The sequence below is a fragment of the Ensifer sp. genome, assembly GCF_035999135.1.
Classification (GTDB): Bacteria; Pseudomonadota; Alphaproteobacteria; order Rhizobiales; family Rhizobiaceae; genus Ensifer.
Map to the genome: position 1 here is coordinate 69,965 of NZ_DASYGZ010000207.1, position 21,743 is coordinate 91,707.

The 21,743-nt window shown below is 64.1% G+C and carries 21 protein-coding genes; 5 read left to right on the forward strand and 16 right to left on the reverse strand.

The window, feature by feature from the left end; genetic code table 11:
* Positions 1-141: 141 nt before the first annotated feature.
* The gene (locus VGO12_RS27995; protein ID WP_327515990.1) at positions 142-900 is read right to left on the reverse strand and encodes a L,D-transpeptidase; all 759 of its coding nucleotides are present in this window, start codon (positions 898-900) and stop codon (positions 142-144) included.
* A 115-nt stretch (positions 901-1,015) separates the two neighbouring features.
* Here VGO12_RS27995 and VGO12_RS28000 point away from each other — a divergent pair, with 115 nt between their 5' ends.
* Positions 1,016-1,678, forward strand: a complete 663-nt coding sequence (locus tag VGO12_RS28000) for a response regulator transcription factor (protein WP_327515991.1) — start codon at positions 1,016-1,018, stop codon at positions 1,676-1,678.
* Positions 1,678-3,048, forward strand: coding sequence for an ATP-binding protein (locus VGO12_RS28005; RefSeq protein ID WP_327515992.1), 1,371 nt, complete (start codon positions 1,678-1,680; stop codon positions 3,046-3,048). Before VGO12_RS28000 ends, VGO12_RS28005 begins: the two co-directional genes overlap by 1 nt.
* A gap of 190 nt (positions 3,049-3,238) precedes the next feature.
* On the opposite strand, the gene VGO12_RS28010 is transcribed toward VGO12_RS28005, so the two are convergent.
* From VGO12_RS28010 to VGO12_RS28060, 11 genes are all read right to left on the reverse strand, one after another.
* The gene (locus tag VGO12_RS28010; RefSeq protein ID WP_327515993.1) at positions 3,239-4,909 is read right to left on the reverse strand and encodes an ABC transporter ATP-binding protein; all 1,671 of its coding nucleotides are present in this window, start codon (positions 4,907-4,909) and stop codon (positions 3,239-3,241) included.
* Entirely contained in the window at positions 4,906-5,850 is a 945-nt protein-coding gene (locus VGO12_RS28015) for an acetamidase/formamidase family protein (RefSeq protein ID WP_327515994.1), read from the reverse strand. Before VGO12_RS28015 ends, VGO12_RS28010 begins: the two co-directional genes overlap by 4 nt.
* Positions 5,851-5,910: 60 nt before the next feature.
* A complete protein-coding gene (locus VGO12_RS28020; RefSeq protein WP_327515995.1) occupies positions 5,911-7,530 on the reverse strand; it encodes an ABC transporter substrate-binding protein in 1,620 nt (539 codons plus the stop codon).
* Between the two features lie 88 nt (positions 7,531-7,618).
* A complete protein-coding gene (locus tag VGO12_RS28025; protein ID WP_327515996.1) occupies positions 7,619-8,539 on the reverse strand; it encodes an ABC transporter permease in 921 nt (306 codons plus the stop codon).
* 2 nt (positions 8,540-8,541) lie between these two features.
* A complete protein-coding gene (locus tag VGO12_RS28030; RefSeq protein ID WP_327515997.1) occupies positions 8,542-9,390 on the reverse strand; it encodes an ABC transporter permease in 849 nt (282 codons plus the stop codon).
* Positions 9,390-9,971 carry an ANTAR domain-containing response regulator gene (locus VGO12_RS28035; RefSeq protein ID WP_327515998.1) on the reverse strand — a complete coding sequence of 194 codons (582 nt, stop codon included), beginning with the start codon at positions 9,969-9,971 and terminating at the stop codon, positions 9,390-9,392. Before VGO12_RS28035 ends, VGO12_RS28030 begins: the two co-directional genes overlap by 1 nt.
* Complete coding sequence (locus VGO12_RS28040) at positions 9,968-11,104, reverse strand: transporter substrate-binding protein (protein ID WP_327515999.1); 1,137 nt, start codon at positions 11,102-11,104, stop codon at positions 9,968-9,970. Before VGO12_RS28040 ends, VGO12_RS28035 begins: the two co-directional genes overlap by 4 nt.
* Positions 11,105-11,550: 446 nt before the next feature.
* Positions 11,551-11,931, reverse strand: a complete 381-nt coding sequence (locus VGO12_RS28045) for a pentapeptide repeat-containing protein (protein WP_327516000.1) — start codon at positions 11,929-11,931, stop codon at positions 11,551-11,553.
* Between the two features lie 309 nt (positions 11,932-12,240).
* The gene (locus VGO12_RS28050; RefSeq protein ID WP_327516001.1) at positions 12,241-14,733 is read right to left on the reverse strand and encodes a TonB-dependent receptor; all 2,493 of its coding nucleotides are present in this window, start codon (positions 14,731-14,733) and stop codon (positions 12,241-12,243) included.
* A gap of 94 nt (positions 14,734-14,827) precedes the next feature.
* Entirely contained in the window at positions 14,828-15,793 is a 966-nt protein-coding gene (locus tag VGO12_RS28055; protein ID WP_327516002.1) for a FecR family protein, read from the reverse strand.
* Positions 15,790-16,314 carry an RNA polymerase sigma factor gene (locus VGO12_RS28060; protein ID WP_327516003.1) on the reverse strand — a complete coding sequence of 175 codons (525 nt, stop codon included), beginning with the start codon at positions 16,312-16,314 and terminating at the stop codon, positions 15,790-15,792. Before VGO12_RS28060 ends, VGO12_RS28055 begins: the two co-directional genes overlap by 4 nt.
* Positions 16,315-16,626: 312 nt before the next feature.
* Here VGO12_RS28060 and VGO12_RS28065 point away from each other — a divergent pair, with 312 nt between their 5' ends.
* Positions 16,627-17,061 (forward strand): GFA family protein, encoded by a 435-nt coding sequence (locus VGO12_RS28065; protein ID WP_327516005.1) that lies wholly within the window; start codon positions 16,627-16,629, stop codon positions 17,059-17,061.
* On the opposite strand, the gene VGO12_RS28070 is transcribed toward VGO12_RS28065, so the two are convergent.
* Positions 17,062-18,747, reverse strand: a complete 1,686-nt coding sequence (locus VGO12_RS28070) for a SulP family inorganic anion transporter (protein WP_327516006.1) — start codon at positions 18,745-18,747, stop codon at positions 17,062-17,064.
* Between the two features lie 227 nt (positions 18,748-18,974).
* Between VGO12_RS28070 and VGO12_RS28075 the strand changes: the two genes are divergently transcribed.
* Positions 18,975-19,292: a potassium channel family protein gene (locus VGO12_RS28075; RefSeq protein ID WP_327516042.1), complete on the forward strand. Its 318-nt coding sequence runs from the start codon at positions 18,975-18,977 to the stop codon at positions 19,290-19,292.
* Between the two features lie 53 nt (positions 19,293-19,345).
* On the opposite strand, the gene VGO12_RS28080 is transcribed toward VGO12_RS28075, so the two are convergent.
* The 3 genes from VGO12_RS28080 to VGO12_RS28090 form a co-directional block, all read right to left on the reverse strand.
* A complete protein-coding gene (locus VGO12_RS28080) occupies positions 19,346-19,948 on the reverse strand; it encodes a nitroreductase family protein (protein WP_327516007.1) in 603 nt (200 codons plus the stop codon).
* 44 nt (positions 19,949-19,992) lie between these two features.
* Entirely contained in the window at positions 19,993-20,205 is a 213-nt protein-coding gene (locus VGO12_RS28085; RefSeq protein WP_327516008.1) for a hypothetical protein, read from the reverse strand.
* 276 nt (positions 20,206-20,481) lie between these two features.
* A complete protein-coding gene (locus tag VGO12_RS28090; protein WP_327516009.1) occupies positions 20,482-20,739 on the reverse strand; it encodes a hypothetical protein in 258 nt (85 codons plus the stop codon).
* Positions 20,740-20,782: 43 nt separating this feature from the next.
* Here VGO12_RS28090 and VGO12_RS28095 point away from each other — a divergent pair, with 43 nt between their 5' ends.
* On the forward strand, positions 20,783-21,679 hold the full coding sequence (locus VGO12_RS28095; RefSeq protein ID WP_327516010.1) for a LysR substrate-binding domain-containing protein: 897 nt from the start codon (positions 20,783-20,785) through the stop codon (positions 21,677-21,679).
* Positions 21,680-21,743 lie beyond the last annotated feature (64 nt).

Genomic DNA, 21,743 nt, shown 5'->3' on the forward strand with positions numbered 1-21,743 from the left:
ATCCGAAGGAAGGCCCAAGGCTGTTGGGCCGAACCGTGACCGAAATGTGGTGAAAATCTCTCTTTGGCGTGGATCGCTTGCGCGAGGCGGTCGTCGCTGTCGAAGTGTTGCAGAATTCCCGCGCTCGCCATTGCGGCCACCTCATCCGACCGTCAGATCGCCCTTGCTCGGATCCGGAATGACGACGATGGTGCTGCCGTCGCGGACCTGGTCGTGGAGATAGACGACATCCTGGTTGATGAGCCGGATGCAGCCCGACGACACCGCCTTGCCGATCGAATGCGCCTCGGGGCTGCCGTGGATACGGTAGAGCGTATCCTTGCCGTCCTTGTGGATATAGAGGGCGCGGGCGCCGAGCGGGTTCTTCAACCCCGGCGGCATGCCGCCATTGGCGATGCTGTAGGGCGCGAGCTTCGGCTGGCGCGCCACCATCTCGTCGGGCGGCGTCCAGCGCGGCCACTTTCGCTTGTAGGCGACGATCGCCCGGCCCGACCAGGCAAAGCCTTCGCGGCCGACGCCGATGCCGTAGCGCATCGCCCGCCCGCCCGGCAGCACGTGGTAGAGATACTTTGCCGGCGTGTCGACGATCAGTGTGCCCGGACGTTCGTCGGTCGGGTAGTCGACCTCCTGCCGCCAGAACTTCGGATCGACCTCTGAGATCCTGACCTCGGGGATCGGAAACGGTTCGTCGGGCATGGCGTAATACATCGGCGGCACCGCGCCCCTGTCGGGGAGCGCGGCCGGAACGCTGGCCGGCACGACCGCCGGCGTCGGGCGCACGGTTGTCGCGCAGCCGGTGACCAGCAGCGACGCCGCACCGACGAAGAGGCTTCGGCGGGTGAGCGCAATGCCGCTCTTGTGAACGGTCGTGGGTGAAGAAAGCTCGTCTGGTTCGGTCATATCGGGCATTCAACGATTCGATTTGTTGCAATGCCGCCTTCAGGGAAGTCCTACCTTAAGGCTGCCTTAAGGGAGAGCCTCAAGGCTCCCGCTCTCAGAAATGTGAGGAATAACAATGCGCATCCTGATCGTCGAAGACGACGATATCCTGCGTGACGGGCTGAAGGTGGGGCTGGCGCTGGCCGGCTTCACCACGGACGCGGTTGCCACCTGCGACGGTGCAGCGACGGCGCTTGCGGCCAACGGCTTCGACGCCGTCGTGCTCGACCTGATGCTGCCGGATGGTTCCGGCCTCGACATACTGCGCGATCTGCGCGCCAAACAGAGCGAAATCCCGGTGCTGCTCTTGACGGCCCGTGACACGGTTCGCGACCGGGTGGCGGGGCTCGACAGTGGCGCCGACGACTATCTCGGAAAGCCGTTCGATCTCGACGAGGTCGCAGCCCGTCTGCGCGCCCTTTCGCGGCGCTCTAGCGGCCGGGCGACCGCAGCGCTCGAATGGTCGACGTTGCGGCTCGATCCGGCTCGTCAATCCCTGGAAAAGGCGGGCAGGCCGGTGCACCTCTCGCGGCGCGAATACGCGATCCTGCATATGCTGATGGCCCATCCGGGCGTCATCTTCTCCAAGGCCAAGCTCGAGGACAAGCTCTATGGCTGGCAGGAGGAGATCGAAAGCAACGCCGTCGAAGTCCACATCCATCACCTGCGCAACAAACTTGGCCCTGGTCTGATCGAAACGGTCAGAGGCATCGGCTACCGCCTGGGCGGCGCCGGCTGATGCGGTCGCTGCGCACCCGCCTGTTCGTCATCCTGCTTTTGACGACCGGACTGCTGTGGCTGTCGGCGACGGTCTGGATCTTCCTGAGCACCCGCACCGAGGTCGAGCGCGTGCTCGACGCGCGGCTGATGGAGGCTGCGCGCATGGTGAACTCGCTGATCGTCAGCCAGGACATGATGAAGGACGAAGGCGAGAGCGACCGCCCGGCCCAGAGCGCGATGCGGATCCCGGTGCTGGATCACCCACATTATGACCGGCAGCTCTCCTGCCAGATCTGGTCGCTGGACGGCACGCTGATCGGCAAGTCGGACAGCGCACCGGACGCGACGCTCGCAGCACACGCGACCGGATTTTCCGAAACCGTCATCAACGGCGAGAGCTGGCGGGTCTTCGCCGTGGAAAACGCCTCTCTCGGCGTGCGCGTGCTCGTCGGCGACAACCTGCGCATCCGCGACCGGCTGGTCAACGATCTCGTCAAGGGCCTGCTGTTTCCGGCGCTCCTGATCATTCCGCTGCTCGCCGTTTTGATCTGGCTCTGCGTCGGGCGGGGTCTTGCGCCGCTCAGGAAGCTCGCCGGCGACCTTGCCGCCCGCGAGGCCTCCGACCTGCATGCGATCGAGGATCTCGGAACCACGCGTGAGATCAGCCCGGTGCTCAAGTCGCTCAACGGCCTTTTCACCCGCGTCGCCGGCGCGCGCGAACGCGAGCAGAACTTCATCGCCTTTGCCGCCCATGAGCTGCGCACGCCGCTGGCGGGCCTGAAGACCCAGGCGCAGGTGGCCCTTGCCAGCGACGACAGCGCGATCCGCGAGAAGGCGCTCGGCCAGATCGTCGCCGGCGTCGACCGGACCGGCAAGCTGGTCCGACAGCTGCTCGACATCGCGTCGGTCGAGGCGAGCGAAGGCGGCAAGGCGGTCGGAAGCTTCAACGTCGGGGAAATGCTGGCAAGCCTTGCGGCCGAGCTGCGCAGCCCCCGGACTGAGGCCGCCGAGATCCAGATCGCGGCACAGCTGTTTGATCTCAGGGTCGCCCTGGAACCGGGGCTTTTCCGGCTGGCCGCGCGCAATCTCCTGGAAAACGCCCTCAACCATTCACCGCCCGAGGCGCCGATCCGTTGCCTGATCGAGCGACAGGCGACCAACCTCGTCATCGCGATCGACGATGCCGGGCCCGGCATTCCCGAAGATGAGATCCGTCACGTGACGGAGCGCTTCTTCCGCGGGCGCCACAGGGTGGCCGCCGGCAGCGGCCTTGGCCTCAGCATTGTCGAATGCGCGCTTGACCGCGCCGGCGCTGAGCTGCAGTTGCACAACCGGACGGAAGGCGGCCTTTCGGCCCGCATCGTGCTGCCGCAGAGCCTTGTGTCATGAGGTGAAAGCCCGGGTGTGGCCATGGCCTTCCGCCCGGGCTCCGGCATCCCCCGGCGTTGCGGCGGAACGATCGCCTCCGGATTGGCTCTAGGACAGTTTCATTGTTTCTTCGAAACGGTGAAACCGTCTAGCTCTTTGAAAGAACGCAATTCCGGACGGAAATCCGCTTCACGCGTTTCCTGGAATGGCTCTATGCGCTCTTTCTCATCGGCGGATCGGGCAGCGGCACCGCCGCCATCAGCGCCCTCGTATAGGCGTCCTGCGGCTTTTCGAACACGGCCCGGCGCGTTCCCATCTCGACGATCCGGCCGCCGCGCATGACGGCGACATGATGCGACATGCGCTCGATCACTGCCATGTCGTGCGAGACGAAGAGATAGGCAAGCCCCATCGTCTCCTGCAACTCGAGCATCAGGTCGAGCACGCGGGCGCGAACCGAGACATCGAGTGCGGCCACGCTTTCGTCGGCGACGATCAGCTTCGGATTGACGGCGAGCGCCCGGGCAATGCAGATGCGCTGGCGCTGCCCGCCGGAAAACTCGTGCGGATAACGGCTGGCGGCATCGGGCCCGAGGCCGACGCGGCGCAGAAGCTCGGCGACACGGTCCGTCCGTTCGCCGCGGTTGCCGATGTCATGGATGACGAGAGGCTCGGCGATCGCCGCGCCCACCGCCATGCGCGGATCGAGCGAGGCATAGGGGTCCTGAAAGATCATCTGCGCCGAGCGGCGCACCGGCCGCATCTGCCTTTGCGACAGCGCGCCGATATCCTGGCCGTCGATCGATACGGCGCCGGAGAACGGAATGAGGCCCAGCACCGCCTTGCCCGTCGTCGATTTGCCCGAGCCGCTTTCGCCGACGAGGCCCAGCGTTTCGCCGGGGAAAATGTCGAAGGACACATCGCTGACCGCCGCCGCCAGTTGCTTGCCGCCGAGAAGCGCGCTCGGCTTCTTGCCATAGTGAACGACAAGATCGCGAACCGACAGCACGGGCCCGCCGGCCGGCAAGGCAGGCGTTGCCGCGGCCGGACCGATCCGGGGCGGACCGTCGGTGCCTGCATGCGCGCCGAGCCTGGGTACGGCTGCCAGCAGTTCCTGGGTGTAGCGCTCGCGCGGTGCGCGGAAGATCGGCGAGACGTCGCCCTGTTCGACGATACGGCCCTGCTGCATGATGACCACGCGATCGGCCATCTGCGCAACGACACCCATGTCGTGGGTGATGAGGATGATGGAGGCGCCGAATTCCTGCTTCAGCTCCTTCATCAACGTCAGGATCTGCGCCTGCACGGTGACGTCGAGCGCCGTCGTCGGTTCGTCGGCGATCAGCACCTTGGGACGGCAGGAAAGCGCCATCGCGATCATCACCCTCTGGCGCATGCCACCCGAGAGTTCGTGCGGATACTGCGTCATGCGCCGGGATGGTTCGGTGATCTTCACTGCATCCAGCATACGCAAGGCGATGGCGGCAGCCGACGTGCCCGCGGAGCCCTGGTGTTCACGGATCGCCTCGGTCAGCTGCTCGCCGATCGACATGACCGGGTTGAGCGAGGTCATCGGCTCCTGGAAGACCATGGCGATATCGCCGCCGCGAACGCTGCGCATGGCGCTGTTAGAGAGCCTGGAGAGCTCGCGACCCTCAAGGCGGATGCTGCCGGACGCGATCCTGAGCGAAGCCTTGGGCAGCAGCCCCATGACGGCAAGCGAGGTCACGGACTTGCCGGACCCGCTTTCGCCGGCAATGCAGAGGGTCTCCCCGGTCATGAGGTCGAAGCTGACGGCGTCGAGGACCCGGCGCGGACCCTCGGGCGTCAGTGCATCGACAGAAAGCCCGTCGATGCTGAGAACAGGAGGCGCTGCGATCACGAAAAGACGATCCTCGGGAAGTAGAAGGAAACCACCCAGTTCGGCTGGTCGACGATCTCGCTGATCCGGAGGTCGCCGCAGACCGAGCAGAGCAGATAGGCATCGGTGGGGCTGAGGCCATGTTCGGCGCCGAGCAGATCGATCATGCGCATCAGGCTTTCGCGTGCACCGGTCATCAGGTCAGGCCCGATGCCGGTGGTCACCTCGTAGCCGGCGGCGTCGAGATGGCGGGTCACCGGTCCAGGCGTGGTGAAGCGCGGGCTCGCAAGGCGGGCGTCCTTGACGAGCTCGATCGTCGCTTCCACCTCCATCTGGCTCTCGATCGCCGTGCCGCAGACCTCGCCGTCGCCCTGGGCGGCATGGGTGTCGCCGATCGAAAACAGCGCGCCTTCGACCTCGACCGGCAGATAGAGCGTCACGCCAGACGTCAGGTCGCGAATGTCGAGGTTGCCGCCGACCCGGCGCGGCGGCACGACCGAGTGCAGGCCCGGCTCTGCCGGCGCAACGCCGATCGTACCGGCAAACGGCTTCAGCGGCACGCGGCCACCGGGACCATAGAGCGCCGGCGCCATGCTGGTGGCGTCATAGGACCACATGTGCAGCGCCGGATCGGTGAACTGGTCGGCAAGCAGACCGAAGCCCGGAATGTTGGCCGTCCAGCCGACGCCGGAGGGAATGAAGCGACGGATGGTCACCTTCAGCGCGTCGCCGGGCTTTGCACCTTCGACATAGACAGGCCCGGTCACTGGATTGATCCGGTCGAAATCGAGCGATGCCAGCGTCTCGAGCGTCGAACCGGCGCCGAGCTGCCCGCCGGAGGAATCGAGGCACTCGAAATGGATGGTCTCGCCGGGCTTGGCGATCAGCGTCGGCTCGAAATCGCGGTTCCAGCCGAAGTGGTGCTTGGCGCGGTGAATGGTGTGTGTGCAGGCAACGCACATGAAATCTCTCCCAAACTCAAGAGGAGGCTCCCCGCAGACGACCTGCGGGAAGCCTGACGCTTACTCTTTCACGAAGATCGCGTCGTAGTTGATCACGCGGGTCGGATCGACGTAGATGTCGCCGTCGCCGCCCATGCGCGGCGACTTGGCGACGACGCGGCGCTCGTTGGTGACCGGCACCCAGGGCGCATCGGCCATGATGTCGGTGAAGATCTTGCCCCAGGCCGCCTGGCGCTCGGCGGCCTTTGCGGGATCGGACATCGAGTCGGCCGCAACCGCGCGCTTGTCGAGCGCCTCGTTGCAGTACCACGACCAGTTCCAGCCGCCCTGGACGGCGCCGGAGCAACCGAGGATCGGGCCGTAGAAGTTGGACGGATCCGGGAAGTCGGCGATCCAGGCCATGCCGCCCGACCAGATCATCGGTGCTTCCCCCTCAGTGCCGCCGGCGGCAATGACGTTGGCTTGGGCGAGAGCTCGGACTTCCGCCTTGATGCCGATAGCAGCCAGATCCTGTTGGATTGCCTGGGCGATGCGCGGCTGCGGGTCGGTGTTGGTGGAATAGAGCACCGTCTCGAAACCATCGGCATGACCGGCTTCGGCGAGCAGCGCCTTTGCCTTCTCGACGTCATAGGCATAGCCGGTGAACGCCTTGTCGTAACCCGGCATCAGCGGCGGCAGCGGCTGGTTGGCGGGCGTCGCCCGACCGTTCAGGATGCGGGTGATGCGCTCCTTGTTGATCGCCATGTTGACGGCCTGGCGAACCTTGACGTCGTCGAACGGCTTCACCTTGGTGTTGAGCGTTATGTAGCCGGTGTGCAGTTGCTGGCCGTCGACGATGATCTCGGCGCCCTCGGGGGAATTCTTGATCTCCAGGAACTTCGCCGGTGGAATGCCGTCGCCGGCAATGTCGACCTCGCCCTTTTGCAGGCGAAGCAGCGCCACCAGCGGCTCCTGGCCAACCTCGACGGTGAACTTGTCGATATGCGGCATGTCCTTGACGAAATAATCGGGATTGCGTTCGAAGGTCAGGCTCTGGCCGACGGTCCAGTCCTTGAGGACGAAGGTGCCGGACCCGACCGGCTTCTTGCCGAAGTCGCCGGCGGCGGCCTCCACCGCTTCCTTCGGCACGACCGAGGCGAAGTTGACGGCGAGCACGTGCAGGAAGGTGGCGTCCGGGCGCGACAGATGGAAGACGACGGTAGCATCATCAGGGGTCTCGATGCCTTCCAGCGTCGTTGCCTTGCCGCCGGAGAGATCGTCAAAACCCTTGATCGCGCCGAAGAAGCCGGCACCGGGGCCTTGTGTCTTCGGGTCGACGGCCCGCTCGATCGAGTATTTCACGTCCGAAGCGACGATCTCGCGGCCATTGGTGAACTTCACGCCCTTGCGCAGCTTGAAGGTATAGGTGAGGCCGTCGGGCGCCACCTCGAAGGTCTCGGCCAGCGACGGCACCAGTTCGGTGGTGCCGGGCTTGTAATCCATCAGCCGCGAGAACAGGCTCTTGATCATCGACCAGTTGACCCAGTCGTAGCCGATCGCCGGATCGAGCGTGGCGATGTCGTCCTTGTAGGTGATGACGATATCGCCACCCTGTTTCGGCGCGTCCTGCGCGAAGACCGGAAGCGGCGCGAGCAGGAATGCCGCAGCGACGGTGGAGGTTCGAAGCCAGCTTTTGAACATTTTTAGTTCCCCTTTTTGGTTGCTGTGCGAATGAGCTGTTCCAGGAAAGTGCGAAGCGGCTTTCCGTCCGGAAATGCGAAAGAAACTCCTAGCGGGCGCGGATGCGCGGATCGATGAGCGGCGCCACCAGGTCGGCGACGAGGTTGCCGAGCACGATTGCGAGCGCCGAGACGAGCGTCACCCCCATGATGATCGGTATGTCGACCTGCTGGATCGCCTGCCAGGCCAGCTGGCCGATGCCCGGCCAACCATAGACGGCCTCGACCACGACGACGCCGCTCATGAACTGGCCGATGTCGATGCCGATCATCGCAATGATGGGCAGAAGCGCATTCGGCAGCGCATGGCGGACGATGATGCGAAACGAGGAGAGCCCCTTGGCGCGCGCCGTGCGCACATAATCCTGGTTGAGCACGTCGATCATCGCCGAGCGGACCATGCGGGCGTACCAGCCGGCGCCGAGGATGCCGAGCGTCAGCGCCGGCAGAACCACATGGGAAAAGCTGCCGAAGCCGCTCATCGGGAACCAGGCAAGCGTGACGGCAAAGACGTAGAGCAGCAGCAGCGCGGCGACGAACTGCGGCGCCGAAACGCCGACGAAGGAGGCCATCATCACGAGACGGTCGACGAAACCACCGCGCCGGATCGCGGCGGTGACACCAAGCGCGACCCCGAGCACGACTTCGACGAAGATACCGGCTGCCATCAGGATCAGAGTCGCCGGCAGGCGCGCCGCGATCAGCGTGCCGACATCGGTCTTCTGCGCATAGGAACGGCCGAGATCGCCTTGAACCAGCCCCTGTAGATAGGTCCAGAACTGGACGAGCAGCGGCTGGTCGAGCCCGAGTTCGCGCCTGATGTTGGCGACCGTCAGGGCCGTGGCGCTGCGCCCGGCGATCATGCGGGCCGGGTCGGCCGGAAGCGCATAGAGAAGCAGGAAGGTGATGGCGGCAACGCCGAGGAGGATCAGCGCCGTCTGGACCAGACGGCGCAACAGCAGGAACGCCATCGTCAGCCCCTCCCGCGCTGTGTCGGGTCGAGAATGTCGCGAAGCGCGTCGCCGACCAGGTTGAACGAGAGCGCGGTGAGCAGGATGACGGCGCCGGGAATGAAGACCAGCCAGGGGGCCGCCTGAAAATAGCTCTGGCTTTCGAAGATGATGTTGCCCCAGGAGGGTGTCGGCGGCTGGACGCCGATGCCGAGGAAAGAGAGCGTCGCTTCGAGCAGCACGGTCGTTGCGATGCCGAGCGTGCCCCAGACGATCGCCGTCGGGATCAGATGCGGCAGGATGTGATGGAAGAGGATGCGACCATGGCCGGCGCCGAGCGAGCGCTCGGCGAGGATGAAGTCGCGTTCGACGAGGCCGCGCGTCTCGGTATAGACGATGCGGGCGACCTGCACCCAGTTGACGAGTGCGATCACCATGGCGACGATCCAGAGGCTCGGACGCAGCAGCGCGGCGAGCACGATCGCAAGCAATAGCGCCGGGAAAGCCATCATCAGATCGGTAAAGCGCATCAGGGCGTTGCCGACCAACCCGCGCATGTAGCCCGAGAGGATGCCGATCATCAGTCCGATCGAAACCGCCACGCCGTTGGCGACGAGGCCGATGACGAGCGAGGTGCGCGCGCCGTAGAGCAGGCGTGACAGCAGATCGCGGCCGAGCGTGTCGGTGCCGAGCAGAAACTGGGCGCTCGGCGGCAGCGGCGCGCCCTCTAGCGTCAGCCCGTCGAACATCTGCTCGTCCGGGCTGTAGGGCGCGATCAGTGGGGCGGCCAGCGCCAGAATGACCACCAGCGCGACGACGACGAGGCCGAACAGCGCGGCCGGCTGCCTGACCATGGATGTCAGCACGCGCATCAGCCGGCCTCCGGCAACGGCTCGACGCCGCCGAGAATGGAGCCCGCGACCTGCTCCATCGTTAGCCGCTTCTTCATCGCGCAATTGCGCAGGATGCCATAGGCGCGCTCCTCGTCGACATGGCAGGCCTGGCCGATCTTCAGCACCGCGGCATGAACCAGCGGCCGCATCCGCACCCGCTCTTCCAGGTGGGCAATCTTGTCCGCGACAGCGCGGCGCTCCTGATGGATGCCGACAGCCATGACCAGGGCCGGATAGACGGCCGAAGACGCCAGCGGCTTGGCGATGATCGCTGCCGCCCCCTGCCCCATCGCCCAGGCGACGCGTCCCGGCGCTTCCGAACCGAGAAGTGCGATCAGCGGCCGCGGCGCGTGCTCGTCAGTCCACGGCAGGAGCCCGGTCCAGCCCTGGTCGGCATCGACCAGGATGATATCGGGCAGATGGCGCTGATCGAGCGGCTCCCATTGCACCGTGACCTCGAAGCCGAAAAGCCGGAGTTGCCGGACCAGACGCTCGGTCGTCTGGTCTTCCCGGTGCAGGATCGTTGCGCTGAGGCCGGTAAAGTTCGGTGTTTCCCTCATGAGACGATCCGCAGTTGGGGTGCCCGGCGCTTGCGCTGGCCGGTCAGGTAGGGGTCCGCGGCGATCGACGGCTGCGACGAGACGATATCGAAGCCGCCCTCGTCGTTGATGCGGCCGAGATGAAACGGAAGGGCTGCATGATGGGTCTGCGGATCGATCCTGAGCGGACCGAGCACGCTTGGCCGCGACACGGCGGAAACCAGCTCAGCGATCGTCGCCGGATCGTCGTCATCAGCCTCGATGATCGCTTCGGCACAGAGCTTGACCGAGGCATAGGCACTGGCAAAGACACTGGAAATGCGCCGTCCGGCACCGAAGCGACGGTCGACGCGACGCTTGAAGGCAGCATTCTCTGGCGAAACCACCGTGTCGAAATAGGAGGCGGCGCAAAGCTGGCCGGTCGCGACCCCGAGCCCGATATCGGTCAGCTCGCATTCCTGCAGGTCGCAACTGACGACCGGGCAATTCTCAGGGCGAAAGGCCGGATCGCGCCCGGCAAGCGCCCGCATGGCGGCGTGGAAAGCGTAGCTCGACGGCCCGACGAGATTGTTGAGGATGAAGCTCGGCCGGCGCTGTTCGATCTCGGCGACGATGCGCTCGACCGCAGTCTCCTCGAGCGGCAGGTAACGTTCGCCGAGCACAGCGCCGCCGGCCTCCTCGATCAGCTCGCGCGCCAGCCGGTTCATCTCCCAGCCCCAGACATAGTTGGCGCCAACGAGATAGGGTCGGTTACCGAAGCGTGGCAGCAGGTAATCGAGCAGCGGCAGCAGATGCTGGTTCGGGCAGCCGCCGGTATAGATGACGTTGTCGTTGGCCTCGAAGCCCTCGTAGGGGCACATGTACCAGAGCAGGCCATCGTGCTTTTCGACCAGCGGGATGACTTCCTTACGGGCAAGGGAGGTGATGGTGCCGATGATGTGGCGGCAGCCATGATCGCGCAAAAGCGCCTTCGCACCTTCGAGATAGCGATCGATATTGGCACCCGGATCGACGAAGACCGGCGTGATGCGGCCAGGATGGCTGGCGGCGATCTCCTCGATCGCCAGTTCCGCCCCGTCGCAGCAGTCGCGCCCCATCGTGCCATAGGGTCCGCTCGTAGAATAGAGGATGCCGATCTTGACCGCGTTGCCCATGGTCCCGCCCAAAAACCAAAAACCCCATGAAGCCACACCCATCGGGGATGGGGGGATCATGGGGCCAAACTGCCCGTCGACCACCAAGGGTCATGTGAAAGGGATTGAGATGCTCAATCTGAGAGCACGATTAAGATACAGGCAATCGGCCGCTGTCAAGCAAGGATCGGCAAGAATGAAAGGCGTTGTGCGCAACTTCGCATATGGAGGCTGGCCGGCCACAGCAATCATGCGGAATTATGTGGGAGATGCCACCGATGCCTGCCTCCGGCCCATGCGGACACATGGCGTGAAACAGCACGGTTTGGGCTGCTACCAACCGGGGCGGATTCAATTGGTCACTCTCCTCGCCCGGCCGCGAGATCACACTGCGTGAGCCGATCATTTTCAGATTGACCCGAAATGTCACTTCGCGCGTTGCCCATTGTCGACCCAATAACCGATCGTCAGCTTTTCGTCTGGTTATAGGCCTCGAATAGATCGGTAACGAGAACGCCATTGATCCGCGTTCCGCTCAAATCGGCATCTTTGATGTCCGAATCTGCCAGTGTGACACCGCTTATGGTCAATCGTGATAGATTTGCATTCGTGACAGCGGCTCCAGACAGATTGACGTTGTCAAAGCGTGCCCCCGCAAGGTTCACATCGTCAAACTCCGCTTCGCATAAATTGGTGTCGATGAATTTTGCGTTCGTGAGAACAGCGTGAAATCGTGCGTCCGCGAGATTTACGCCATCGAAGTTGGCTCCTGACATATCGGCACGCTCGTAACGCGTTCCCTGCATTTGTGGGCCATCGAATGGGTCGTTTCCTTGCCGGTCGTTCATTTTCGTTCCTCGCTTCGATTGTGCAGAGAATACCTAACTTGTGGTGGCATCGCAAAATTGCTGATTAGAGCAAAACTTGCTTTCCTGACCCCACAAAGTCGCAGATTTGCAGTTCACAGCAAAACCTTGCGGTCAATGTCCGATGGATGCTTCCTGGGCTCACAATTCGCCAGCACCCCGAAGCGCTTTTCGTTGGCGTCATCTGCTACATCATTCCGCAATCATGGGCTCGCCCAGACCTCCTGCGTGGCGAGGAACCGCATCATGCGACCGGTCCCCGCAGGTGGACCGGTCGGCCTCGTCTTCCGGTCAGAACTTGCGGCTGATCGCAATCTTGAAGTTGCGGCCGGGCATCGCCGAAATACCGTCGCTGAGATAGGGCTCGTAGTATTTGTCGAAGATGTTGTCGACGGCGAGGTGCACTTCGCCGCCTTCCATGAAGCCGGAGGCCGGCGTCCAGTCGAGGAAGAGGCCATGCACCGCATAGCCGGCGCTCGGCGGGCGGGCGTAGCTCTTTCCGTCCTGATTGTAGGGCGTGCGGTTCTGGTCGTCGACGAAGGTGCCGGTCCAGCCGAAGGCGAGATCCCGGTCCGGCACCTTGATCCCGGCGGTGGCGATCACCGTCAGTGGTGCGAGGTCGTTGATATAGGTGTCCGGACCCCAGATGTTGTTGACAGCGCCGGTGCGCTCGCCGGTCATCCAGGACACGCCGAGATCGGTGAACATCCACTCGGTCTCGTAGTGGGCCTGCCACTCTATGCCTCTGATATCGTAGGACGGCGTGTTCCAGTAGAACGGCACGTTGCCGGTGACGCCGGCGAGGTTGACGGTGCCGAAACGGCGCGTCACCGGGTTTGAGACGTGGTTGTTGTAGGCGGAGATGCGCGTCGACAGCATGTCGTCGGTGGTCAGCACGTTGTCGAAGTTCATGTCGACACCGATGTTGAAGGTGCTGTTGCGCTCGACCTCGAGGTCCCGGCTGGTGCCCGACGCCTTGGTCAGCACGCTCTGGGTCGAATAGAGCTCGTCGATATTGGGCACCCGCATCGCATAGGCCCAGTCGGCAAAGAACCGGACCGATGGGGTCGCTTCCCATGACAGGCTGATCGCCGGCGTCACGCCCTGGTGCGAGACGGCGGAATAATCATGTCCGGCCAGCGGGTTATCGAAGCGCGGCGCCGCGTTCGGCACGCCCTTGGAGCGCACGTGGTCGTAGCGCAGACCCGGCGTGACCGTCACGGTGTCCGTCAGTTCGATCCGGTCGCGCACAAAGGCGGCAAGGGTCTTCTGCGTGCCTTCGGGCATGAACCACGGGGCGTAATAGCCATAGTTGTACTGCGCCTGGGTCCGGTTGGCGACGTCGTACATCCAGATATCGCGGTCATGGTCGAGATATTGCACGCCGTAATTCAGGCTGTGCGACAGGCCGCCGAACGTGAAGTTCGAGGTGTTTTCCGCCTCGAACTTGATGTCGGTATAGGTGGCATCGTTCTCGTAGCCGCCGACCGAGGCGCTCGGGTTGAGCCCGGGAATGTCGGGACGCGTCGCATGCTGGCCCGTCGACGAGAAGCTCGCCATCATGCGGTAATTCACAAGGTCGCTGTCGCCGGTGTAGCCGTAGGTCAGCGTCGAGGTGAAATCCTCGATCTCGCGCCAGGTGAGAAGCCGGCGCATCGCTTCCTTGTAACCGTAGCGGTCGATGCTGTAGTCCGAGGGCGCCGATTGACCACGGATGGCAGCGACTGGGCCCCAATTGTCATTCTGGCCGTAGGCGAGCGTGCCGCGGATCTCATGACCGTCATATTCGGCGCCGACATTGGCAAGCAGGGTGGTCAGCTTCGAGTTGGAGTAATTGTAGACTTCGCCGCCGCCGACACGCATGTCGTCGCTCTTGCGCCATGTCCCGGCCAGAAGGCCGTCATAGGTAATGGGTCCGCCGAAATCCGACTTTCCGTAAAGCGCGCCGGTTTCGAGAAGCTGCTTGTTGGCGCTCTGGAAACCGGACTTCGCCCACACACCCCATGTCTCGCCCGGACGCAGCATGTCGGCCGCGTCCTTGGTTTCCATCAGCACGGTTCCGCCGAAGCCGCCATTGCCGTAGCGCACGGAGGTGGCGCCTTTCTCGATCTCGACGCGCTTCAGCAATTCGGGTTCGATGAACACGGTGCCCTGATCGTATTTCTCGAAATTCTTCGGCGCGCCGTCGAGGATGATGCGGACATCCGACTGTCGGGCAAATCCACGGATCGCAAGCGTCTGTCCCTCGATGCGCACGCCGCCGCCCAGTGACACGCCCGGCGTCTTCTGCAGCAACTCCGGGAGGCTCGATGCCTGGGCCTTCTCGATGTCCTCGGCATCAAGAACCGCGACATTCGGGGGGCGATCGCCGCCGTTCGCGTCACCGCGCGCGATGATCGGCGCCAGTTTCGTGCCATCGCCATCGACCGGTGCGGATGCTTCCACGGCCCCCATCAGCCTGACCGTCGAGCCGTCGACGAAGCGATAACGCACGCCCGTGCCGAGCAGCAGCCGCGACAGCGCCTCCTGCGACGTCATCTCGCCGGAAATGCTTGGCGTGCTGATGCCGGAAGCAACCGAACTGTCGAACACGACCTGCAGCTTGAGCTGCGCGGCCAGGCGGTTGACGGATGTCGTCAGCTTGCCCGCGGGCACGTCGACATGATGCACCGGCGTCTCCTGGGCAAGGACGGCGGTCGCCGTAATGGCAAAAACGGTGCCCGCCATCAGCAGGCTGAGAATTGCGGATTGGCGGCGTCCGCCGGATGCATTCGAATATGGCATGGTGGTCCCAGACAATGAGAGATGGCCGAAACGGCCGGGGTCTGGTTTCTGGACGAATGGGGCGCCCGCTCAGGGACACCCTCCCTCGATTTTTTTAGCGCAGGATCGTGAGGTAGGGTCCGATGCGGGTGACTTGGACGCCGAAGGCATCGGCGAGCCCCTGCAACGCCCTCTCGGGATCGGCGAGATCGAAGCTACCCGACACCCGCCTTTCGCCGATGGCGGCATCGGCGATCACGATCTTGCCGGGAACGTAGCGGCCGATCTCCTCGACGATCGAGGCGATCGTGCGTTCCTCGAAGACAAGGCGCCCATGCCGCCATGACGCCGCAAAAAGCGGATCGACCGGCCTGATGTCGCCGAGCCGGCCATCGTGGCTGTAGCTGATCTCTTCGTTGACCTCGACGCGGCGTGGCGGCGCCTGCGTGACTGTCGCAACCGACACGGCGTGTTCAAGCACCGTGACACTGGTGCCGCCATCGGTAAGGTTGACGTCGAAGGCCGTTCCGAGCGCAGTCGTCGTACCCCGTCCGGCTTCGACGACGAAGGGCCTGTCCCTGTCACTCGCAACCTGCACGAACACCTCCCCGCGCAACAACACGATCCGGCGCTCTTGGGAGGTGAATTCATAGGCAACCGCCGATTGGGCGTTGAGCTGCAACGTCGAGCCATCGTCAAGCGTGAGGATCGGCCTTTCACCCGTGCCGGCGACAACGTCGGCACGCATCCACGTTACGCCGTCGAGCGCGAGAAACAGGCCGGCGCCTACTGCGACGACGGCCATCAGCGATGCCACGGTCTTCCGCCGGCTTGCGGTCCCCTTGACAGCCCTTTGTGCAAACTCCGGTTCACGCCGGATCAGCAACGAAACATCGCCGATCGCCTTCTGGACGCGCGCAAACATCTCGGCATGAGCGGGGTCTTCCATGCGCCAGCGCTCGCAGGCAAGCTTGAGCGCATCGTCATCAGGTGCTCCCTTCAGCCGGACCAGCCAGTCCACCGCCTGCTCGCGCACCCGCTTGTCGCGTGTCTTTCCACCTGTTGATGCGGGCGCCGTCACAACGTCTCCTCCAGCCGGTCGAGGCAATGCAGGTAGGCCTTGCGCAGGTGCCGATCGACCATGTTGCGGCTGATGCCGGTGCGCGCGGCGATCTCGTCCGAGGTGAGGTTGCCGATGCGGCTTGCGAGAAAAACCCGCCGCCGTTGCAGCGACATGTCCATGATCGCCGTCTTCAGGATCGAGAGCCGACGGCGGAGATCGATGTTGGCATCGGGCGCGGCGATGTCGCTGGCGACCGCCAGTGCCTCTTCCTCGCTGCCGGAAAAGAGCTTCAACTCGAAGCGGTCGCGCCGCAGCCGGTCGATGCCGAGATTGGCGCAGGCACGTCGCAGAAACGCCCTGAGGGAGGACTTGCCTTCAAGCGACGTGCGCCGGTCGACCAGCCGCACATAGACCTCGTGAACGACCTCGTTTGCCGCAGCCTGTGGATGACCGCGCCGCCGCGTCATGGCGCAAAGCTCGTCGTAGTAGGCCGCGATCGCGTCGTCGAGCATCAAATGCGAAGCTGATTTCTCTGGCATTCTGGTTATTAAGGTCCGGTCGAAGCTGCCGGCGGAGGGAGAATGGGCGAACACGGCGGGGTGTAAGGTGTGCCGGCACCGGCGTTCATTAGCGCGTCCTTTCTGCACACACAACAAAATATGAGAAAAATAGTCATCTTTATTCGTACAAGCTTCTGCTTAGTCTGACGGCGAAGCACTTCGGCCCCTTTGCCAACAGAGCCGCCCGAAAGGATGCGTTGACATCGGGAATAGGAGTGACACGCTGCGTGTCATTCACACCGGTCATCCGTGGACTGACCCCCGGATGAGACCAACCGGAAGGAGAAAGACATGGCAGCGATCGGTAGCTTCCACGGACAATGCTTCTGCGGCGCAGTCGAAATCGAAGTCAGCGGCGATCCGGCCGCCATGGGGTACTGTCACTGCTCTTCCTGCCGCAGCTGGTCGGCCGGGCCGGTCAACGCCTTCACGCTCTGGCCACCGGAGAAAGTCAGGATCGTCAAGGGTGCCGACAATCTCGTCGGCTATCAGAAGAACCCGACGAGCGTGCGCAAATGGTGCAAGGCCTGCGGCGGCCACGTGCTCAACGAACATCCGCTGTGGGGCGTGACCGACGTCTATGCCGCCATGCTGCCCGCGCTTCCCTTCAAGGCGATGCTGCACGTCAACTATCAGGAGACGGTGCTGCCGATGAAGGACGGTCTGCCGAAATACCGCGACTTCCCGCCCGCATTCGGCGGGACTGGCGAACTGATGGCGGAATGATCAGGCCGCGGGCGCGCCAAGCGACAGATAGCGCTGTAGAGCCGTGCGGGTGTTGACGAACAGCCGGTCGGGGCCGAGCTGGTCGGCAAAGCCCGAGGCGCGCACATAGGCAAGCACCCCGGGGTTCAGTTCAGCCAGCCACACGCTGACCCCGTGTTCGCGGATCCGGCGCTCCCCCTCCATCATCATCTGGAGGGCGGAGTATTCGATGTCGAAAACACGGCTCATGTCGAGCACGAGAACCCGCGGTTTCTGCGCGGCAACGAGCGCCTGTGCCTGGTCGGCGACCTGCTGTGCGTTGCCGAAGAACAGTCGACCCTCCGGCCGCAGGATCAACAGGCCTTCGAAGGTTTCGTCATCGAGATCGCCGGGGGGATCGCCGGGCGAGAGCGGGCGCAGCCGGTCGGTGCCGCGCTTGCGGCCGACGACGTAGACCTTCGCCGTCGACGCCTGGCGGGCCAATCCGATGAAGGAGAGGATGATCGCGACGATGATGCCCTGCAGCGTGCCGAAGAGGAGGACGCCAAGGAAGGCAGCGAGCGCCCAATGGAACTCCATCCGCCTGACCTTGCGAACCGACCAGAAATCCGCAGGCTTGATGAGCCCGACCGAATAGACGATCACGATTGCTGCCAGAACCGCCTGCGGCAACAGACCGAGCAGCGGCGCCAGCACCAGCATGGTGGCCGCGGCGGCCGCTGCCGTCACCAGGGAAGCCACCTGCGAATGGCCGCCGACGGCGCGAACGACCGCCGTCTGCGACGTGCCGCCGCCGGCGCTCATCGCCCCGAACAGTCCGCCGGCAAGATTGGCGGCCCCGGTCGCCAGCAGTTCGCGATTGGGCCGGATCGGCGGATCGGAGGGTGCAGCAAAGGCCCGGCCCGCAGCAATCGTCTCGGTGAAGCTCATCAGCGCGATGCCGAGCGCGCCCGGCAGGAGCTCCTGCGCGAGACCGAGGCTCGGCAGGGTGAGCGAAGGCAGTGAGCGCGGAATGAAGCCGACCGTGGAAACGCCGAGTGACTCAAGGCCGACCAACGCGGAAAGCCCGATGCCTGATGCCACCGCCAGAAGCGGCGCCGGCGAGTGGGGCCAAAGCCGCTCCATCGCCAGAAGGGCGACGAGCGCGGTGGCGCCGATCGCCAGGGTTATGGCCGATGTTTCGGAGAGGTGGCCGACGATACTGAGGATGTCGCGGAAGAAACCTTCCTTGGTGATGTGAAGGCCGAGCAGCTTTGGCACCTGATCCAGCACGATGACGAGGCCGATGCCGGCCTTGAAGCCGATCAGCACCGGCAAGGAGATGAAGTTGGCGACGAAGCCGAAGCGCAGCACCGACGCGAGCATGAGCAGCACGCCGGTCATCGCGGCAAGCGTTGCGGTGGCGGTGATCAGCTTGCCCGGATCACCGTCGGGCACCGCAAGCCCGAGCTGCGTGCCGGCAAGGATCGCAAGAGTGGTCGTCGACGAGACGCTCAGAACCTTTGACGATCCGAGCAGCGCATAGACAATCATCGGCACGAAGGCGGTGTAGAGCCCGACGCTGACCGGAAGACCCGCGACCGTGGCGTAGGCCATGGCCTTGGGAAGCACGACCGCGGCGGCAGTCAGCCCGGCAACCACGTCCAGCCGCAGGCCCGCAGCGGGGCCACGATCGACACTGACCAACGGGTGCTCGTTCGATGCCATCCGGACGGATCTCCGGTAGAAATATCATGAAGTTATCATAAGCGATAACATCGGCCCCAGGACCTTGCAAGGCCGTCACCCCGCTGCTCCCGACAGAGCCAATTGCCCGATCGAAGGGACATGGTCGCCGCTGGCTGGCGCGCCGCGTTGAAGCTATGATGGCGACCATGCCCGGCATGAAGGAGGGTTGCGTGGGGGAGAAAAACAGCAGGGCACATTCAAAACGGATGCGTCGCCGGTTCTTCTACAAGCTTTACGAACAGCTCCACGTGCTGTGGCCGATCTTCTCGGCGATCCTCGTCGTGATGGCCGGATCCGGGGTCATCATCGGACGCATCGAGGAATGGCGGCTCGACGAGGCGCTCTACTTCACCTTCGTCACCGGGCTGACGATCGGCTACGGCGACCTCACGCCCAAGCACCTGAGCGCGCGGTTGCTGGCGCTTGTCATCGGCTGCTGCGGCATCGTTCTGACCGGCCTTGTGGCCGCCGTCAGCGTCCAGGCGCTCAACGCCACCAGCCGGGATGACACCGATGAACGGTGATGGCGGCTAGAGGCGGGTCAAGCCCGCCTGTTGCCCAAACCGCGATCCGCTTTTCAGCCAGCGACGAAGCGGCCCTCGGAAACGATTTCCGAGAGCGCCTTGCGCGGGCTCGGGTGTTCGCGCTGCCGAAGTGCCTCCGGCAGCAGCGCCTTGTCACCCGGCCGACCGATCGCAACTGCTGCCTCTATGCGGAAGTTGTCGGGAACGTCGAGCTCGCTGCGGGCGCGGTCGTAGTCGAGGCCGGCCATGCCATGCGCCTGCCAGCCGGAATGGGCCGCCTGCAGCGCAAGCGCTCCCCAGGCCGCACCCGCATCGAAGGAATGGGTGTAGGACGGCGCCTCTTCGCTCGCGCCGGGCGGCAATAGCGTGGTTTTCGACAGCACGAATATGAGGGCGGCGGCGTCCTTGGCCCAGCTGGCGTTGAACGCGTTCAGGAGACCGAGCAACGTGTCCCAGCCCTTTTCACCGCGCCGCGCATAGACGAAATGCCACGGCTGGGCGTTGTAGGCAGACGGCGCCCAACGGGCGGCCTCGAGGATCGCAAACAGCCCGGCCTCGGAGATCTCTTCGCCCGAATAGGCGCGCGGCGACCAGCGCTCGAGGAAAAGCGGATTGATCGCGTGGTCGGCGATGCGTGAATTCACATGCAAGGTCATCGGGGGTTCCGTTCGTGGGCGGCATCGCCGCCATCAAGGGTTCTTCAAAGGCGGCCGAGGCTTTCGTATCGATCGCAGCGGGTCCTCAGGGACGACATCTCCAGCGACAACTCGGCGATCCGGTCCTTGAGCTCGTTTGTCGTTCCGTCCTCGAAATCGTCGAAACCGAAGCAAAACCGCGCCTCATGGACCTCAAGCCGGCCCTGCAGGACGTCCCGGATTGCACTCAAACGCTCATATTGCCGCAGCATGCTCATATCGGACCTCATCTCGTTCGGTCGACGCGGGTTGCGCCGACTGCAGGCAGCTTGCCTGCCCTGCCAGGCACGAGGCCAAGCACGATCGAGGTTATCTACTTAAATAGTAGATTAAAGGAATACTGACCCAAAGAGCGGGCTTGGCGTGAAAAACTGCTCCTCTGCCTCAGGGAGCGCGATCTACCGCTGTCTGCGATGCGCCACGGAGATTTTGCGGCAGCCAGTCGGCCTTGCGGGGACCCGGACGCTTGGGAGAAACGTCCGGGTCTTAACCTGTCATTCGGAGCGAAAACGCCTTGTTTCGGGCCGGTTGCCATCAGGGAAACCCATGTCCCGCTTCAGGTGATCCGACAAATCCCTGACATCGACGACGTCGACCGTGCGGCGTTTCAGCGGAAACAGGAGCGCAAGCCACGAACGCACGGAAAAATCGTTTGTCGTCGCAAAATCACGTGCTGGAATGCTTGTCATAGCCGTCATCCTCTTCATCAATGCGCCTGATGGGCACACCTTGAAAATGGTGGTGAACGGCATCACCTTCCAATCGAATATCGGGCATCACGCATAAGGCCAGTTAATGCATAAAACGCTTCCTCTGCCGCCTTTGGCGGCGATCCGCGCCTTCGAGGCGGTTGCCCGCCACGGCAGTTTCACCAAGGCTGCGGGCGAGCTCGGGATGACCCAGGCCGCGGTCAGCTATCAGATCAAGGTTCTCGAGGACCGCGTCGGCGCGCCGCTGTTCTTGCGACGGCCGCGCCAGATCGCGCTCACCGAGATTGGTCAACGGCTCGCGCCCGCGATCACCCAAGCCTTCGAGCAGATCAGCGAAGCCTATGTCACGGCGCGTGGCGGCGCCCAGGGAACGCTGGTCATCAGCACGATCGCCACCTTCGCGTCCAATTGGCTGGCGCGGCGGCTCGGTTCGTTCCAGATCGCCCACCCGTCGCTTGCCGTGCGCCTGCAGACGGAACCGCATCTGGTCGACTTTTCACGCGAAGAGGTCGATATCGGCATTCGCTCCGGTGTTGGCGACTGGCCGGGCCTGGTGGCGCACCGGTTGATCGAAGCCGACTTCACCCCGATGCTCAGCCCTTCGCTCGCAGCAAGCATCGGCGGCGTAAAGGAACCGGCCGACCTTTTGCGCCTGCCGCTGCTCGATACCTCCGACCCCTGGTGGGCGAAATGGTTCGAGGCGGCGAGCGTGTCAGTGGAAGGGCTCTCCAGTCGGCCAGGCAACAGCATGGGTGCCCAGGTCTACGAGGGCAATGCGGCGGCAGCCGGCCAGGGTGTCGCCATCCTGACACCGGCCTTCTTCGCGGCCGAACTGGCGGACGGTCGCCTGATCCAGCCGTTTGACCTCGTCTGCACCGAGAACCAGGCCTATTGGCTCGTCTATCCGGAGAGCCGGCGCAATTCGCCAAAGGTCAGCGCCTTCCGGCAATGGATCCTCGGCGAGTTGACGGCGGCGGCGTGAAGCGTGGGAGCGGCGAAGCGTCGCGCGGCGTTTTGGGAAATTTCAACGCGAACCGATGATCCTC